The 16,557-nt window shown below is 58.0% G+C and carries 11 protein-coding genes; 1 reads left to right on the top strand and 10 read right to left on the bottom strand.

The window, feature by feature from the left end:
• The 4 genes from ACXAET_RS15410 to rpsL form a co-directional block, all read right to left on the bottom strand.
• Positions 1–680 (bottom strand): GTP-binding protein (locus ACXAET_RS15410; protein ID WP_475187010.1); only part of this gene is annotated, 680 nt, incomplete at its 3' end.
• Positions 681–740: 60 nt separating this feature from the next.
• On the bottom strand, positions 741–2,858 hold the full coding sequence (gene fusA / locus ACXAET_RS15405) for an elongation factor G (protein WP_475187008.1): 2,118 nt from the start codon (positions 2,856–2,858) through the stop codon (positions 741–743).
• 18 nt (positions 2,859–2,876) lie between these two features.
• Positions 2,877–3,347: a 30S ribosomal protein S7 gene (rpsG, locus tag ACXAET_RS15400; RefSeq protein ID WP_039529242.1), complete on the bottom strand. Its 471-nt coding sequence runs from the start codon at positions 3,345–3,347 to the stop codon at positions 2,877–2,879.
• A 15-nt stretch (positions 3,348–3,362) separates the two neighbouring features.
• The gene (gene rpsL, locus ACXAET_RS15395) at positions 3,363–3,734 is read right to left on the bottom strand and encodes a 30S ribosomal protein S12 (RefSeq protein ID WP_005980675.1); all 372 of its coding nucleotides are present in this window, start codon (positions 3,732–3,734) and stop codon (positions 3,363–3,365) included.
• Between the two features lie 396 nt (positions 3,735–4,130).
• Here rpsL and ACXAET_RS15390 point away from each other — a divergent pair, with 396 nt between their 5' ends.
• Positions 4,131–4,946, top strand: a complete 816-nt coding sequence (locus ACXAET_RS15390; RefSeq protein ID WP_475187006.1) for a putative rhamnosyl transferase — start codon at positions 4,131–4,133, stop codon at positions 4,944–4,946.
• Here ACXAET_RS15390 and ACXAET_RS15385 read toward each other — a convergent pair.
• The 6 genes from ACXAET_RS15385 to rplJ form a co-directional block, all read right to left on the bottom strand.
• Positions 4,931–5,800, bottom strand: a complete 870-nt coding sequence (locus ACXAET_RS15385; RefSeq protein WP_475187004.1) for a DMT family transporter — start codon at positions 5,798–5,800, stop codon at positions 4,931–4,933. The two genes, ACXAET_RS15390 and ACXAET_RS15385, sit on opposite strands and share 16 nt — an antisense overlap.
• A gap of 57 nt (positions 5,801–5,857) precedes the next feature.
• Entirely contained in the window at positions 5,858–6,484 is a 627-nt protein-coding gene (locus ACXAET_RS15380) for an NAD(P)H-dependent oxidoreductase (RefSeq protein WP_475186999.1), read from the bottom strand.
• Positions 6,485–6,756: 272 nt separating this feature from the next.
• Positions 6,757–10,998, bottom strand: coding sequence for a DNA-directed RNA polymerase subunit beta' (rpoC, locus tag ACXAET_RS15375; protein WP_475186995.1), 4,242 nt, complete (start codon positions 10,996–10,998; stop codon positions 6,757–6,759).
• A 49-nt stretch (positions 10,999–11,047) separates the two neighbouring features.
• Positions 11,048–15,181, bottom strand: a complete 4,134-nt coding sequence (gene rpoB / locus ACXAET_RS15370; RefSeq protein WP_475186990.1) for a DNA-directed RNA polymerase subunit beta — start codon at positions 15,179–15,181, stop codon at positions 11,048–11,050.
• 249 nt (positions 15,182–15,430) lie between these two features.
• Positions 15,431–15,808, bottom strand: coding sequence for a 50S ribosomal protein L7/L12 (rplL, locus tag ACXAET_RS15365; protein ID WP_170431201.1), 378 nt, complete (start codon positions 15,806–15,808; stop codon positions 15,431–15,433).
• Positions 15,809–15,887: 79 nt separating this feature from the next.
• The gene (gene rplJ / locus ACXAET_RS15360; RefSeq protein WP_475186985.1) at positions 15,888–16,406 is read right to left on the bottom strand and encodes a 50S ribosomal protein L10; all 519 of its coding nucleotides are present in this window, start codon (positions 16,404–16,406) and stop codon (positions 15,888–15,890) included.
• Positions 16,407–16,557 lie beyond the last annotated feature (151 nt).

The following is a 16,557-nucleotide window of genomic DNA, read 5'->3' as shown; positions in this document are numbered from 1 at the left end:
CCCGTCACAACGGTACCGCGGCCCGAGATCGAGAACACGTCTTCGATCGGCATCAGGAACGGCTGGTCAACAGCACGCTCAGGGGTGTCGATATACTCATCAACAGCCGCCATCAGTTCCTTGATCTTCTCTTCGCCGATTTCCGGGTTGTTGCCTTCCATCGCGGCCAGAGCCGACCCTGCGATGATCGGAATATCGTCGCCGGGGTAGTCGTAGCTGGACAGCAGTTCGCGCACTTCCATCTCAACCAGTTCCAGCAGCTCTTCGTCGTCAACCTGGTCAACTTTGTTCAGGAACACGACCATCTTCGGGATGCCAACCTGGCGGCCCAGCAGGATGTGCTCACGCGTTTGCGGCATCGGGCCGTCAGCGGCGTTCACAACCAGAATCGCACCGTCCATCTGGGCGGCACCGGTGATCATGTTCTTGACGTAGTCAGCGTGGCCGGGGCAGTCGACATGCGCATAGTGGCGCGCGTCGGTCTCGTATTCCACGTGGGCGGTCGAGATGGTGATGCCGCGAGCTTTCTCTTCCGGCGCACCGTCAATCTGGTCATACGCCTTGAAGTCGCCGAAATACTTGGTGATTGCTGCGGTCAGCGTCGTCTTACCATGGTCAACGTGGCCAATCGTGCCGATGTTGACGTGCGGTTTTGTACGCTCAAACTTTTCCTTTGCCATGATGGCCTCCTTTGTCGGTAATGAAGGGAGCCCCGGGCCGGAGCTCCCTCAAATCTTGGGTTATGCGTATTTCGCCTGGATCTCGTCCGAGATGTTCTGCGGAACCGGATCGTAGTGGTCGAACTGCATGGTGAACTGGGCGCGGCCCGACGACATCGAACGCAGGGTGTTGATGTAGCCGAACATGTTCGCCAGTGGAACAAACGCGTCGATCGCAATGGCGTTGCCGCGCGGTTCCTGGCCAGACACCTGACCACGACGCGATGTCAGGTCGCCGATGATACCGCCGGTGTATTCTTCCGGGGTGATCACTTCGACCTTCATGATCGGTTCCAGCAGTTTTGCGCCGGCTTTGCGCATGCCTTCACGCATACACATACGACCGGCGATTTCGAACGCCAGAACGCTCGAGTCAACGTCGTGGAACTTACCGTCCAGCAGGGCAACCTTGAAGTCGATCACGGGGAAGCCAGCCAGCGGGCCGCTATCCATGACCGAGTTGATGCCTTTTTCAACACCAGGAATGTATTCCTTCGGAACGGCACCACCAACGATGCGCGACTCGAATGAATAGCCTTCGCCCGGCTCGGTCGGCTGGATCTCCAGTTTGACTTCGGCGAACTGACCCGAACCACCCGACTGCTTCTTGTGGGTATAGGTGTGTTCGACCGGCATCGAGATGGTTTCGCGATAGGCCACCTGAGGGGCACCGATGTTCGCTTCAACCTTGAACTCGCGCTTCAGACGGTCAACCAGGATGTCCAGGTGAAGTTCGCCCATGCCCTTCATGATGGTCTGACCCGATTCCAGGTCAGTTTCCACACGGAAAGACGGGTCTTCGGCGGCCAGACGGGCCAGACCCTGGGACATCTTCTCTTGGTCGCCCTTGGTTTTGGGCTCAACCGCGATCTCGATCACCGGATCGGGGAAGGTCATGGTTTCAAGAACCACCGGATCCTTCGCGTCACACAGGGTGTCACCCGTGGTGGTGTCTTTCAGACCCGCCAGCGCGATGATGTCGCCTGCAAACGCTTCTTCGATCTCTTCCCGGTTGTTCGAGTGCATCATCATCATACGACCGATGCGCTCTTTCTTACCTTTGGTCGAGTTCAGGATCGAGTCGCCTTTTTTCATAACGCCCGAGTAGATCCGGGTGAATGTCAGCGAGCCCACGAAGGGGTCGTTCATGATTTTGAACGCCAGACCCGAGAAGGCCATATCGTCGTCGGCACGACGGGCGATGTTCCGAACTTCTTCTTCGTCGCCGGGTTTGAAGCCCATGTAATCAACAACGTCCAGCGGGCTGGGTAGATAGTCGATCACGGCGTTGAGCAGCGGCTGCACGCCTTTGTTCTTAAACGCCGACCCACCCAGAACAGGAACGAAGTCCAGTGCCAGGGTGCCCTTGCGCAGCAGTTTGCGCAGGGTTGCGACGTCGGGCTCGTTGCCTTCCAGGTATTCCATCATGGCATCGTCGTCTTGCTCGACGGCCGCTTCGACCATCTTGCCGCGCCATTCGTCAGCCATGTCCTTCAGGCTGTCGCGGATCGGCGCTTTGATCCAGCTTGCGCCCAGATCTTCGCCCTGCCACAGCCATTCTTCCATGGTGACCAGGTCGATCAGACCTTCCAGCTCTGATTCAGCACCAATCGGGATACCAACCGGAACAGCACGTGCGCCGGTGCGGTCTTCGATCATGCGAACGCAGTTGAAGAAGTCTGCGCCGATCTTGTCCATTTTGTTGACAAAAACCATACGCGGAACTTTGTAGCGGTCAGCCTGACGCCACACGGTTTCGGTCTGGGGCTCAACACCCGCGTTTGCGTCCAGAACGCAGACGGCACCGTCGAGAACCGCTAGCGAGCGTTCGACTTCGATGGTGAAGTCAACGTGGCCGGGGGTGTCGATGATGTTCAGGCGGTGCTTGGGTGTATCGGCGGTCTGACCGTCCTCGGTGCGCTCCCAGAAAGTGGTGGTCGCAGCCGAGGTGATGGTGATGCCGCGTTCCTGCTCCTGCTCCATCCAATCCATGGTGGCTGCACCATCGTGCACCTCACCGATGTTGTGGGATTTTCCAGTGTAATACAGGATACGTTCCGAGCAGGTGGTCTTACCTGCATCGATATGCGCCATGATACCGAAGTTTCGGTACAGTTCGAGAGGATATTCGCGTGACATGTGTCTAAACCTCTGGGATTACCAACGGTAATGGCTGAAGGCTTTGTTCGCCTCGGCCATCTTGTGGGTGTCTTCGCGCTTTTTGACAGCGGTACCGCGGGACTGAACAGCGTCCAGCAGCTCACCGGCAAGGCGCTCTTCCATTGTGTTTTCGTTGCGGCCGCGCGCAGCGGTGATCAGCCAGCGGATGGCCAGTGCTTCGCGGCGCTCGGGGCGCACTTCGACCGGAACCTGATAGGTTGCACCACCAACCCGGCGCGAGCGAACCTCGACCGACGGTTTGATGTTGTCGAGCGCTTCGTGGAACACTTCGACAGGTGCGCGCTTGATTTTGTTCTCAACGCGGTCAAACGCGTTGTAAACGATGCGCTCCGCGACCGACTTCTTGCCGTCGATCATCAGGTTGTTCATGAATTTGGTCAGAACCTTATCGCCAAACTTGGCGTCAGGCAGGACTTCGCGTTTTTCGGCGGCGTGACGACGTGACATATCAGCCTCTCCTTCTTACTTGGGACGCTTCGCGCCGTATTTCGAACGACGCTGCTTACGGTCTTTGACGCCCTGAGTATCCAGAACACCGCGCAGGATGTGGTAACGCACACCGGGAAGGTCTTTTACACGGCCGCCACGGATCAGAACAACCGAGTGTTCCTGCAGGTTGTGGCTTTCACCGGGGATATACGAGATGACCTCGTAACCGTTGGTCAGGCGCACCTTGGCAACCTTACGCATAGCCGAGTTCGGCTTTTTCGGCGTGGTGGTATACACACGTGTGCAGACGCCGCGTTTCTGCGGGCACTGCTCCAGGTGCATGGACTTCGAGCGTTTTACTTTCGGCTGCCGCGGCTTGCGGATCAGCTGTTGAATAGTTGGCATTCCGGTTTCTTCCCCGTTTTGCAACACACATGACATGCACGCGCGTTGCGTGCGGTTAAATTCGCTGCACTCATGCGTCCACAAGCGCAAAACCCGCGAGCGTTCCCATTCCGAGGTGAACGTCGCGGTTGGTTATCAGAGGACGCGAACGACAAAATTGTCCGGGTCTTGACCAGTTCATTACTGAAATCGGTTATGGGGCGGCCCCCGGTACCGAGATGACGCGCGTAATAGGGGGAGTCGGCGCAAGTGTCAACAGCACAAGCCCACCTGCGCCACTCTGGCCAGGAATCTTGCGTTTACTTGCGTCCGGGACGGACATCCAGCCCTGTCCTGCGTTGCGGGCAAGGACGTCGCCCGGCATAGTCGGGCCAGAATTCTGATGATGGATGCACCATGCAAGTAATTGGCCTTTGCCGCTTTTCCTTTCCCGCCTTGGGCAGTTTTCAGATCGAACATGAAACACTCGAAGACCGGCGTCGGCATCTGTACAACCCCAAGCGACTGGAAGAGAGGTTCCGGCTTTTCGAAACCTCTACCCTACCCTGTTTTCGGGAACACACGGATGAGGATTATCAGCTATTGGTAGTCGTCGGTGATTGCCTTCCCAGATCAGCGTTTGAGCGGCTGAACGACCTGACAGCCGACATCAAGCAGATCAGGATACTTCAGAAATCAGCCGAAACCGACAAGTCGCACCGCCACATCATGAAAGACGTTCTGAACGCAGCCCGCACAAACCCGGCCCAACCCTGCCTGCAGTTTCGCCATGATGACGACGACGCCGTTTCCGTCGATTTCGTGGAACGTCTGCGCGAAGCGGTCGAGGACTGCAAACCGCTTATGGCCAGAAATCGCACGGTTGGCATAGATTTCAACAAAGGCTTCGTTGCCCGGATGGATGCGAACGGGATCAGGGCGGAAGAAACCTTCAAATCACTTCTAGGCGTCGGACTGGGCATGTATGTCTCTGGCGGAAGTAGACAGACGATCATCAGCTTCACACATCACCGCATCAGTCGCTTCATGCCTGTCATCAGCTACCCGGACGCGCCCATGTGGGTGCGCACTCTGAACGAGTCCAACGATTCCTGGGGCGCGCGAAACAGTACCAAAGATCTGCCTGCCCTAAGCCCCGAGCAAGAAAGCGAATTCATCGCACGTTTTGCCATCGACCAAAACGCGGTACGGCGGGCTCATTCTTTTGCATAGGACTGGCGTTCGCGGAAAAAGGTGAACAGCCCTGCCCCAACGACCAGAGTTGCCCCGAACATCGTAAGCGTGTCCGGCCAATCGCCGAATACCAGCCACCCCAACGCCAAGGCCCAGATCAGGCTGGAATACCGGAATGGAGCAACAAAACCAACATCGCCCGCACGCATGACCATGACGCTGAACAGATATCCCGCCAGCACGAACACAGCGGCGCATGCAATCATAATCCCGGCCCCAGCCGGAACCGGCTGCCAACCTGTCCCGAACGAAGCGACAGTTGCCGCCAAGGTGATCGTCACGGTGGTCGCCAATGTGACCGCGAGCGAGGGCACGTGAGACGACATGCGCCGTGTGATCAGGTCGCGCGCCGTCACCGATGCCACCGCGATCAACGCGTAAATCGCGTAGATGCTGAACCCGTCCGGTCCGGGTCTGACGATCGTCAACATGCCGATGAATCCCAAGACAATCGCAACGACACGGCGCCACCCGATCTGTTCGTGAAACAGCAGCACGGCACCCAGTGTCACGGTCAATGGTAAGGCCTGCAAAACCGCAGTGACATTCGCCAACGGCATGTGCAGCAATGCGGTCAGAAAGAAGTACGTGGCCGAAAGCTCGGCCAGGCACCGCGCGGCGACCAGCCACTTGTCATGACGTGGAAAATTCAGATGCAGCGCCCCCAGATGACGGGCCAGAAGGTAAACGAGGATCGTCGCCAACACACCACGCATTGCAACCATCTGGAATAAAGGCACGTCTGCACCTGCCGCCTTGACGAGTGTATCATTGATGGTAAATGCGGCCATGCTGCCCATCATCAGCAAAGCACCCTTAACGTTTGGCGTCATCTTGGTCTGGTCCGGTCTTCATTTCTGGGGACATTGGCCCCGTCGTCTGTAAGGTTGTCAACCAGGCACCGTGATACTTTTTTCGCCCTGCCGAACCTGTCGCGGGGGTTGCAGGTCCAGACCCGCCCGGTAGCTTTTTTTCAGAAGCGCCTTCCGCCGTTTTTCGGACCCCGTCGCACCACACAGCAGTTTGAGCTTTCGGGGCGAAAAACCGAAATAGCCGAATGTTCCCTTCATCCAGGCCGTTTCCATGGCAGCCAGGTATCCTTCGCCCTCAATCTCATCTGAACGCGCGCCAGCCGGGATCAAGAGAACACCAGATCGGGGCCGTTGAAGCGATCTTTCGGGATCGTCCAACTGATCATAGGCCCACCCCCAGTTCCAAACGCGGTCAATCCACCCTTTGGTCATCGCGGGCATGCCCCACCAATACAACGGAAACACAAGACAGATTGCATCTGCCCGGGCAATCCTGTCCTGCTCCGCTACCACGTCCGACGGTGCGGAAATGTGACCCTCCGCCTCAATGTCTGCCATCGACCAGCGCGGGTCGAATCCTTCCGCATGCAGGTCTGCAAGCTCGACCGAATGCCCCGCCGCCGTGGCGCCATCCATGAAATGCCGGGCTACGGCAGAACTGAACGAGGCGGGGTTAGGATGGTCTAGGACGGTCAGGACATGCATGCGCAAGCTCCGGGCTGGATTTGTCATTGTGAGCAAATTGCACTGCCATCCGCAGAAACCGGCGGCGTCACACTACGGTTCAAACTGAACGATATAGCTCAGCCCGTTTGCTCTGCGCGACTATCGGGGCTCAAGGTAGGTTGAGATCAAGAAGTTTTTTTTGCACCCGGTAACAAATCCTAGAGGGTTACACACTTCTGTTAGGTTCAGAGCCCTCACGCAAAAAGGCCCCGCGGGTACGCAGGGCCTTTCATTTTGCTTCCGGTCAGAGGTTACTCGCGGCTTTCCGGAGTTTCCACCATAACGTCCAACTCATCACCGATCATGTCGTCGTCAATCGTCGGGGCGGCCAGGGCGGCGGCGGCTTCGGCCTCTTCCCGGCGGGCTTCGATCACGACGTTGTCGCGGGATTGCGCAACCTGACGCACGGCCTGTGTCGCGCCACCGGTACCGGCGGGGATCAGGCGTCCAACAATGACGTTCTCTTTCAGACCGACCAGTTTGTCCTTTTTGCCCTGAACCGACGCTTCGGTCAGCACGCGGGTGGTTTCCTGGAACGAGGCCGCCGAGATGAACGAACGTGTCTGCAGCGAGGCTTTGGTGATCCCCAGCAAGATCGGCTCGCCCTGTGCCGGACGACCACCGCGGGCGATGGTCTTCTCGTTGGCTGCGTCGAACTCTTGCTTGTCGACATGCTCGCCTTTCAGCAGGGTGGTGTCACCTGAATCCAGGATCTCCCACTTCTGCAGCATCTGGCGCACGATGACCTCGATGTGCTTGTCGTTGATCTTCACGCCCTGCAAGCGATACACGTCCTGCACCTCGTCGATCATGTAATCCGCCAGCGCTTCGACACCCATGATGGACAGGATGTCATGCGGAGCCGGGTTACCGTCCATCAGGTATTCACCCTTCTGGATGAAGTCCCCTTCGGCGACGGGGATGTGCTTGCCCTTGGGTACCATGTATTCGATGGTCTCCATGGACTCGTCAGCCGGTTCGATGCTGATGCGGCGCTTGTTCTTGTAGTCGCGGCCAAAGCGCACGTAACCATCGGCTTCTGCGATGATCGCGTGATCTTTCGGACGACGGGCTTCGAACAGTTCGGCCACACGCGGCAGACCACCGGTGATGTCCTTGGTCTTGGCACCTTCACGCGGGATACGCGCAACAACGTCACCAGCTTCGATCTTTTGGCCGTCTTCGACCGACAGGATCGCATCCACCGACATCGGATAGTGAACCGGGTTGCCCGCATCGTTGCGGACCGGCTCGCCATCTTCACCGACCAGAATGATCTCGGGCTTGAGGTCGCTGCCTTTGGGGGCGGCGCGCCAGTCAACCACGATTTTCTGAGTCATGCCGGTTGCTTCGTCGGTTTCATCACGAACAGCAAGGCCCGAAACGAGGTCAACATACTTCGCAGTACCGGCTTTTTCGGCGATGATCGGCAGGGTGTAGGGATCCCATTCGAACAGCTTGTCGCCACGGTCCACCTTGGTGCCGTCCTTGACGAACAGCTTCGAGCCGTAGCCCAGCTTGTGGCTGGCACGCTCTTCGCCATGTTCGTCTTTGATCACCAGCTTCATGTTCCGGCCCATGACAAGGCTTTCACCTGCGGCATTGGCCAGAATCTGCGGGTTCTCGAACGAAACGATACCTGCCTGGCTGGCCTCCTGAAACGACTGCTGACCACCTTGTGCAACACCACCGATGTGGAAGGTCCGCATCGTCAGCTGCGTACCGGGTTCACCAATGGACTGGGCGGCGATGATGCCGACAGCCTCACCTGTGTTCACCATGGTACCGCGGGCCAGGTCGCGACCGTAGCACATCGCGCAGACGCCTTCCTCGGACTCACAGGTCAGAGGCGAGCGTATGCGGGCCGACTGAACGCCAGCTTCATCAATGGTGTCGGCCATGCGCTCATCAATCAGCTGACCCGCGGCCACGATCACCTCATCCGTGCCCGGACGCAGGATGTCATCAGCGGCCACGCGGCCCAGCACACGTTCTGCCAACGAGGCGACAACCTCACCATCATTGACTGCGGCTTCGGCCGTGATTGCACGATCCGTGCCACAGTCGATCTCACGAACGATACAGTCTTGTGCCACGTCCACCAGACGACGGGTCAGGTACCCCGAGTTCGCCGTCTTCAGAGCGGTATCCGACAGGCCCTTACGGGCACCGTGCGTCGAGTTGAAGTATTCAAGAACGGTCAGACCTTCCTTGAAGTTCGAGATGATCGGCGTCTCAATGATGTCACCGTTCGGCTTAGCCATCAGGCCACGCATACCGCCCAGCTGTTTCATCTGAGTAACCGAACCACGCGCACCAGAGTGGGCCATCATGTAAACCGAGTTCGGTTCCATGTCCGACCCGTCTTCGGCCTTGGCGACGTCCGAGATGGTGCTCATCATCGCCTCGGTCACGCGGTCGTTACACTTCGACCAGGCATCGACGACTTTGTTGTACTTTTCACCCTGAGTGATCAGGCCGTCCATGTACTGCTGTTCAAAGTCTTTCACCTGGTTGCGGGTGTCATCAACGATGCCCCACTTGTCGTTCGGGATAACCATGTCGTCCTTACCGAACGAAATGCCCGCCTTAAACGCTTCCTTGAAGCCCATCGACATGATCTGGTCACAGAAGATGACCGACTCTTTCTGACCGCAATAGCGGTAGACGGTGTCGATCACCTGCTGCACTTCTTTCTTCCGCAGCAAGCGGTTGACCAGCTCGAACGGCGCCTTGTTGTTCATCGGCAGCAAGGCACCCAGACGCAGACGGCCCGGAGTGGTTTCATACCGCTTCTGAACTTCGTTGCCTTCGTCGTCGATCTGCGTGATCCGCGCGGTGATCTTGGTGTGCAGGTGCACCTCACCCGCGTCCAGCGCGTGCTGAACTTCTTCGATCGACCCAAAGACTTTGCCTTCGCCCGGCATGCCTTCGCGTTCCAAGGTCACATAGTAGAGACCCAGGATCATATCCTGCGACGGAACGATGATCGGCGCGCCGTTTGCAGGCGACAGAACGTTGTTCGTGGACATCATCAGAACGCGGGCTTCCAGCTGCGCCTCAAGGCTCAGCGGAACGTGAACAGCCATCTGGTCCCCGTCGAAGTCGGCGTTAAAGGCCGAACAGACCAGCGGGTGCAGCTGGATGGCTTTACCTTCGATCAGAACCGGCTCGAACGCCTGAATGCCAAGACGGTGCAGCGTCGGCGCACGGTTCAGCATGACAGGGTGTTCGCGGATCACCTCGTCAAGGATATCCCAAACTTCGGGACGTTCTTTCTCGACCAGTTTCTTCGCCTGCTTCACGGTCGAAGACAGACCCTTGGCTTCAAGGCGCGAGTATATGAACGGCTTGAACAGCTCCAGCGCCATCTTCTTGGGCAGACCACACTGGTGCAGCTTGAGTTCCGGACCGGTCACGATGACCGAACGGCCCGAAAAGTCGACGCGCTTACCCAAAAGGTTCTGACGGAAGCGACCCTGTTTCCCTTTCAGCATGTCCGACAGCGATTTCAGCGGACGCTTGTTGGCGCCGGTGATCACGCGGCCACGACGGCCGTTGTCGAACAGAGCATCCACGGATTCCTGCAGCATCCGCTTTTCGTTGCGGACGATGATGTCAGGCGCGCGCAGCTCGATCAGGCGCTTCAGACGGTTGTTGCGGTTGATGACGCGGCGATACAGATCGTTCAGATCCGAAGTCGCGAAACGGCCACCATCCAGCGGAACCAGCGGACGCAGTTCCGGCGGAATGACCGGGATCACGGTCATCACCATCCATTCAGGCCGGTTGCCCGACTCGAGGAAGGATTCAACAACCTTCAGACGCTTGATGATCTTCTTGGGTTTCAGCTCGCCGGTTGCTTCGGCCAGATCAGCGCGCAGCTGCTCGGCTTCGGCTTCCAGATCAATCTGGGCCAGCATCTCACGGATGGCTTCAGCACCGATATTCGCGGTGAACGCGTCCATGCCGTAAGCATCCTGCGCGTCCATGTACTCTTCTTCGGTCAGCATTTGGCCGTAGGTCAGGTCAGTCAGACCGGGCTCGATGACGACATAGTTTTCAAAGTACAGAACACGTTCCAGATCGCGCAGCGTCATGTCCAGCATCAGACCGATGCGGGACGGCAGCGATTTCAGGAACCAGATATGTGCAACGGGCGCGGCCAGTTCGATGTGGCCCATACGCTCACGGCGGACTTTCTGCAGGGTGACTTCCACACCGCATTTCTCGCAGACAACGCCGCGATACTTCATCCGCTTATATTTGCCGCACAGACATTCGTAATCTTTGATCGGGCCAAAGATACGCGCGCAGAACAGACCGTCACGCTCGGGCTTGAACGTCCGGTAGTTGATGGTTTCGGGTTTCTTGATCTCGCCATAGGACCAAGACAGAATCCGCTCGGGCGACGCCAGCGAGACCTTGATCTCGTCGAAGACCTTCGGGGGCGTCAGCGGGTTGAACGGGTTGTTGGTGATTTCCTGGTTCATTTTGCGTCCTTACAAATTGGGATGGGATGAGTTTGGGGCGTTGCCGCCCCTACTCTTCCTCCGCATCCAGGAGTTCCATATTCAGGCCGAGGCCACGGACTTCTTTAACCAGAACGTTGAACGATTCCGGTACGCCCGCTTCGAAGTTATCCTCGCCCTTGACGATCGACTCATAGACCTTGGTCCGGCCGGCGACATCATCCGATTTCACGGTGAGCATCTCCTGCAGGGTGTAGGCGGCGCCGTAAGCTTCTAAGGCCCAGACTTCCATCTCACCAAAGCGCTGACCACCGAATTGCGCCTTACCACCCAGCGGCTGCTGGGTCACCAGGCTGTACGGCCCGGTCGAACGCGCGTGGATCTTGTCGTCCACAAGGTGGTGCAGTTTCAGCAGGTACTTGATGCCCACGGTCACCGGACGTGCAAATTGCTCACCGGTACGACCGTCGAACAGAACCGACTGACCGCTTTCCGAGAAGCCCGCACGCACAAGCGCGTCGTTGACGTCAGCCTCTTTGGCACCGTCGAAGACCGGGGTTGCGATCGGAACACCGCGGGTCACGTTGCCCGCAGCCTCGATCAGGCCATCCTCGTCCAGACCGGTGATGCCTTCTTCGTAGACATTCTCACCATAGGCCAGCTTCATCGCTTCGCGCACCGGGGTCAGGTCGCCGGAACGGCGATACTCACCCAGCGCGTCGTCGATGTTCAGACCCAGACCGCGCGCGGCCCAACCCATGTGGGTTTCAAGGATCTGACCAACGTTCATACGCGACGGCACACCCAGCGGGTTCAGACAGAAGTCAACCGGCGTACCATCGGCCAGGAACGGCATGTCTTCCATCGGAACAACCTTGGAAATCACACCCTTGTTCCCGTGACGACCGGCCATCTTGTCGCCCGGCTGCAGCTTGCGCTTAACGGCGATGAAGACTTTGACCATCTTCATCACACCCGGCGGCAGGTCGTCGCCACGGCGAACCTTCTCGACCTTGTCTTCGAAACGGGCATCCAGAGCACGCTTTTGCACTTCGTACTGCTCGTTCAGAGCCTCGACGATCTGTGCGTCCTGCTCGCCTTCCAGCGCCAGCTGCCACCACTGACCACGTGTCAGGGTGTCAAGCAGTTCCTCGGTGATCACCGACCCTGCCTTGACGCCTTTCGGGCCTTTGACAGCGGTTTTACCAAGGATCAGGCTTTGCAGACGCGCATAGATGTTGCGGTCAAGGATCGCCAGCTCGTCGTCCCGGTCACGGGCCAGACGTTCGACTTCCTCACGCTCAATCTGCAGCGCACGCTCGTCTTTTTCGACACCGTGACGGTTGAAGACGCGGACTTCGACGACCGTACCGTAATCGCCCGGCTTCACGCGCAGCGAGGTGTCGCGCACGTCAGATGCTTTTTCGCCAAAGATGGCGCGCAGCAGCTTTTCTTCCGGGGTCATCGGGCTTTCGCCCTTTGGAGTGATCTTGCCGACCAGAATATCGCCCGGCTCAACATCCGCACCGATGTAAACGATGCCCGCCTCGTCGAGGTTGCGCAGCGCTTCTTCACCGACGTTCGGGATGTCGCGGGTGATCTCTTCCGGGCCCAGCTTGGTGTCACGGGCGGCGACTTCAAACTCCTCGATATGGACCGAGGTAAAGACGTCATCGCGCGCGATACGCTCTGAGATCAGGATCGAGTCTTCGTAGTTGTAACCGTTCCACGGCATGAACGCGACGACCACGTTCTTACCAAGGGCCAGTTCACCCATATCGGTCGACGGACCGTCGGCAATGACCTCGCCCTTCTGGACGGTGTCACCCACCTTGATCAGCGGACGCTGGTTGATGCAGGTGTTCTGGTTCGAACGCTGGAACTTGCGCAGGCGGTAGATGTCAACGCCAGCGTCGCCCAGTTCCAGATCCTCGGTGGCGCGGATAACGATACGTTGGGCATCGACCTGGTCGATGATACCGGCGCGTTTCGCCTGAATCGCAGCGCCTGAGTCGATCGCAACCTTTTCCTCGATCCCGGTGCCGACCAGCGGTGCCTCGGCCCGCAGCAGCGGAACCGCCTGACGTTGCATGTTCGAACCCATCAGAGCACGGTTTGCGTCGTCATTTTCAAGGAACGGGATCAGCGATGCAGCGACCGAGACCAGCTGTTTAGGTGACACGTCGATCAGATCCACATTCTCACGCGGAGCCAGAGTGTAGTCACCGGCCTGACGGGTCGACACCAGATCGTTGATGAACTTGCCATCCGCGTCCAGAGTCGCGTTCGCCTGTGCAACGGTGTGACGCATTTCTTCGGTCGCGGACATGTAGTGAACCTCATCAGTCACCTCGGCGTCTTTGACGACGCGATAAGGTGTTTCGATGAAGCCATACTTGTTCACGCGGGCAAAGGTGGCCAGCGAGTTGATCAGACCGATGTTCGGACCTTCCGGCGTTTCAATCGGGCACATCCGGCCATAGTGGGTCGGGTGTACGTCGCGGACCTCAAAGCCCGCACGCTCACGTGTCAGACCACCGGGGCCAAGCGCCGAGAGGCGGCGTTTGTGCGTGACTTCCGACAGTGGGTTGGTCTGATCCATGAACTGCGACAGCTGCGATGAGCCAAAGAATTCACGCACAGCGGCCGCAGCCGGTTTCGCGTTGATCAGGTCCTGAGGCATGACGGTGTCGATCTCAACCGACGACATACGCTCTTTGATCGCGCGCTCCATGCGCAGCAGGCCAACGCGGTACTGGTTTTCCATCAGTTCGCCGACCGAACGCACACGACGGTTGCCGAGGTGGTCGATATCGTCCACGTCGCCTTTGCCGTCACGCAGCTCAACCAGCGCCTTGATGCAGGCCACGATGTCTTCGCGACGCAGCGTGCGCAAGGTGTCCGGCGCGTCCAGAGCCAGGCGCATGTTCATCTTCACACGACCAACGGCAGACAGGTCATAGCGCTCGCTGTCGAAGAACAAGGTATCGAACAGAGCCGACGCAGCCTCAACAGTGGGCGGCTCGCCCGGGCGCATGACGCGGTAGATGTCCATCAGCGCGCTTTCGCGGCCCATGTTCTTGTCCTGCGCCATGGTGTTGCGCATGTACGGGCCGACATTGACATTGTCGATGTCCAGAACCGGGATGTCGGTGATGCCCGCATCCATCAGCTCTTTCACGGTGCCGCCGATCAGTTCGCCGTCCTTGTCGTATTCCAAGGTCAGTTCATCACCGGCTTCGACGTAAATCGCGCCGTTTTCTTCGTTGATAATGTCCTTGGCAACAAACTTGCCGACAATGTTGTCGAACGGAACCAACAGGTCAGTGACAGTGCCTTCGTCGATTAGCTTTTTGACCGCGCGCGGCGTCACTTTCTTACCCGCTTCGGCAATCACTTCACCGGATTTCGCATCAACAAGGTCGTAGGTCGGGCGCGTTCCGCGCACACGCGCGGGGAAGAACGGCGTGATCCAGCCCTTCTTCTTGTCCAGCTTGTAGGACACGGTGTCGTAATACGCATCCATGATTGCTTCCTGATCCAGACCCAGCGCATAAAGCAGGGTCGTCACAGGCAATTTACGACGACGGTCGATACGGGCGAATACGATGTCCTTGGCGTCGAACTCAAAGTCCAGCCAGCTGCCGCGATACGGGATGATGCGGCAGGCAAACAGCAGCTTGCCCGAGGAATGGGTCTTGCCCTTGTCGTGGTCAAAAAACACACCGGGCGAGCGGTGCATCTGGGACACGATCACGCGCTCGGTTCCGTTCACGATAAACGTACCATTGGGCGTCATCAGGGGCATATCGCCCATAAATACATCCTGTTCCTTGATGTCTTTGACGGATTTGGCGCCAGTGTCCTCATCAACATCAAAAACGATCAGACGCAGAGTGACCTTCAGCGGCGCGCTGTAGGTCATGTCGCGCTGCATGCATTCTTCAACGTCGTATTTGGGTTTTTCCAGATCGTATTTCACGAATTCCAGAACGGAAGTTTCGTTGAAATCCTTGATCGGGAAAACCGACTGAAACACGCCCATGATGCCTTCGCCGTCGGTCGGCTGATCCGCATCGCCAGAGCGCAGGAAAAGATCATAAGAAGATTTCTGGACCTCAATGAGGTTCGGCATTTCCAGCACTTCGCGGATTTTGCCGTAATATTTACGAAGACGTTTCTGGCCAAGGAACGTTTGAGCCATGTCAGATGTCACCTTTCGATGTTCTCAGCGGGCAAAGACGCCGTCGGGCCCCGGCGCCTTGCACATTCGAGACGACACGTCCGGATCAATTCATGGCCACCGTCCCGAAGGCAGCCTCCCGACCCGCGAACCGCGTCTTAGAAAACGCCCCACCGCATGAGGCCCTTTCTAAGACAGGTTCGGCTGGACCCGGATTTCTCCGGACCCAGCCAAATTTTCGACGCATCAGGGATGCGCCACTGGATAGATTTAGGCCAGTTCGACCTCGGCACCAGCTGCTTCCAGCTTGCCTTTGATCTCTTCGGCTTCGTCTTTCGACACAGCTTCTTTGATCTTGCCGCCAGCTTCGACCAGTTCCTTGGCTTCTTTCAGGCCCAGGCCGGTGATGCCGCGAACTTCTTTGATGACGTTGATTTTCGAAGCGCCGGCGTTCTTCAGAACGACGTCGAATTCGGTTTTCTCTTCCTCGGCTGCGCCACCGGCATCGCCAGCTGCACCTGCGACCATTACGGCGCCGCCAGCTGCGGGCTCAATGCCGTATTCGTCTTTGAGGATGGTTTTCAGTTCTTGTGCTTCCAGCAGGGTCAGACCAACGATCTCTTCTGCCAGTTTCTTCAGATCAGCCATTGTATCAGCTCTTTCCGTTTACAGTGTGTGTTCCAACGTCAGGGCGTGCGCCCCACGCAGATCATTCAGTGCCAACCGCTTACGCAGCTTCCGCCTTCTCTTCGATGGTGGAAAGGATGCTTGCGATGTTGCTTGCAGGTGCGCCAATTGCACCGGCGATGTTCGAAGCAGGCGCGCCGATGCAGCCCACGATCGAAGCAATAAGCTCTTCACGCGACGGCATTTTCGACACAGCTGTAACACCAGCCCGGTCCAGAGCGTTCTCGCCCATTGCACCGCCAAGGATTTCGAACTTTTGGTTCTCTTTGGCGAAGTCCTCGGCCACTTTGGCTGCTGCCACCGGGTCCTCGGAATAGGTCAGAACGGTCATCCCTGTCAGCAGGTCGGCCATGCTTTCACACGGCTTACCCTCAAGGGCGATTTTGGCGAGCCTGTTCTTGGCAACACGCACGGAGCCACCCGCGTCACGAGCACGCGCGCGAAGGTCCTGCATCTCGGCAACTGTCAGACCGGCGTAGTGTGCAACCACTACGACGCCAGAGCTTTCGAAGATTTGGCCGAGTTCCTCGACCACTTTCTCTTTCTGGGCTCTATCCACAGTTCTCTCCAAGTTAGGGGCGATACCTCACCCCGGCTCATATTTGCCGCGGCACAGCCCCGGCGTTCAGGTCCGTTGTTACGGGATTGGCCAAAACGCGCCCGAGGGTGGGACCCTCAGAATTCTTTGGTCTTACCCGTCTCAGGCAGGG

It is taken from the genome of Ruegeria sp. AWH4_226, assembly GCF_056159225.1.
Note: the sequence above shows the minus strand (reverse complement) of the source record. Positions and strands in the feature narration are given on the sequence as shown.

What these genes read in the sequence shown, in the direction of transcription:
- ACXAET_RS15390 (WP_475187006.1), top strand. Translation starts at nt 4,131, where the DNA reads ATGCAAGTAATTGGCCTTTGCCGCTTTTCCTTTCCCGCCTTGGGCAGT.
- rpsL (WP_005980675.1), bottom strand. Translation starts at nt 3,734, where the DNA reads ATGCCAACTATTCAACAGCTGATCCGCAAGCCGCGGCAGCCGAAAGTA.
- ACXAET_RS15385 (WP_475187004.1), bottom strand. Translation starts at nt 5,800, where the DNA reads ATGACGCCAAACGTTAAGGGTGCTTTGCTGATGATGGGCAGCATGGCC.
- rplL (WP_170431201.1), bottom strand. Translation starts at nt 15,808, where the DNA reads ATGGCTGATCTGAAGAAACTGGCAGAAGAGATCGTTGGTCTGACCCTG.
- fusA (WP_475187008.1), bottom strand. Translation starts at nt 2,858, where the DNA reads ATGTCACGCGAATATCCTCTCGAACTGTACCGAAACTTCGGTATCATG.
- rpsG (WP_039529242.1), bottom strand. Translation starts at nt 3,347, where the DNA reads ATGTCACGTCGTCACGCCGCCGAAAAACGCGAAGTCCTGCCTGACGCC.
- ACXAET_RS15380 (WP_475186999.1), bottom strand. Translation starts at nt 6,484, where the DNA reads ATGCATGTCCTGACCGTCCTAGACCATCCTAACCCCGCCTCGTTCAGT.
- rpoB (WP_475186990.1), bottom strand. Translation starts at nt 15,181, where the DNA reads ATGGCTCAAACGTTCCTTGGCCAGAAACGTCTTCGTAAATATTACGGC.
- rpoC (WP_475186995.1), bottom strand. Translation starts at nt 10,998, where the DNA reads ATGAACCAGGAAATCACCAACAACCCGTTCAACCCGCTGACGCCCCCG.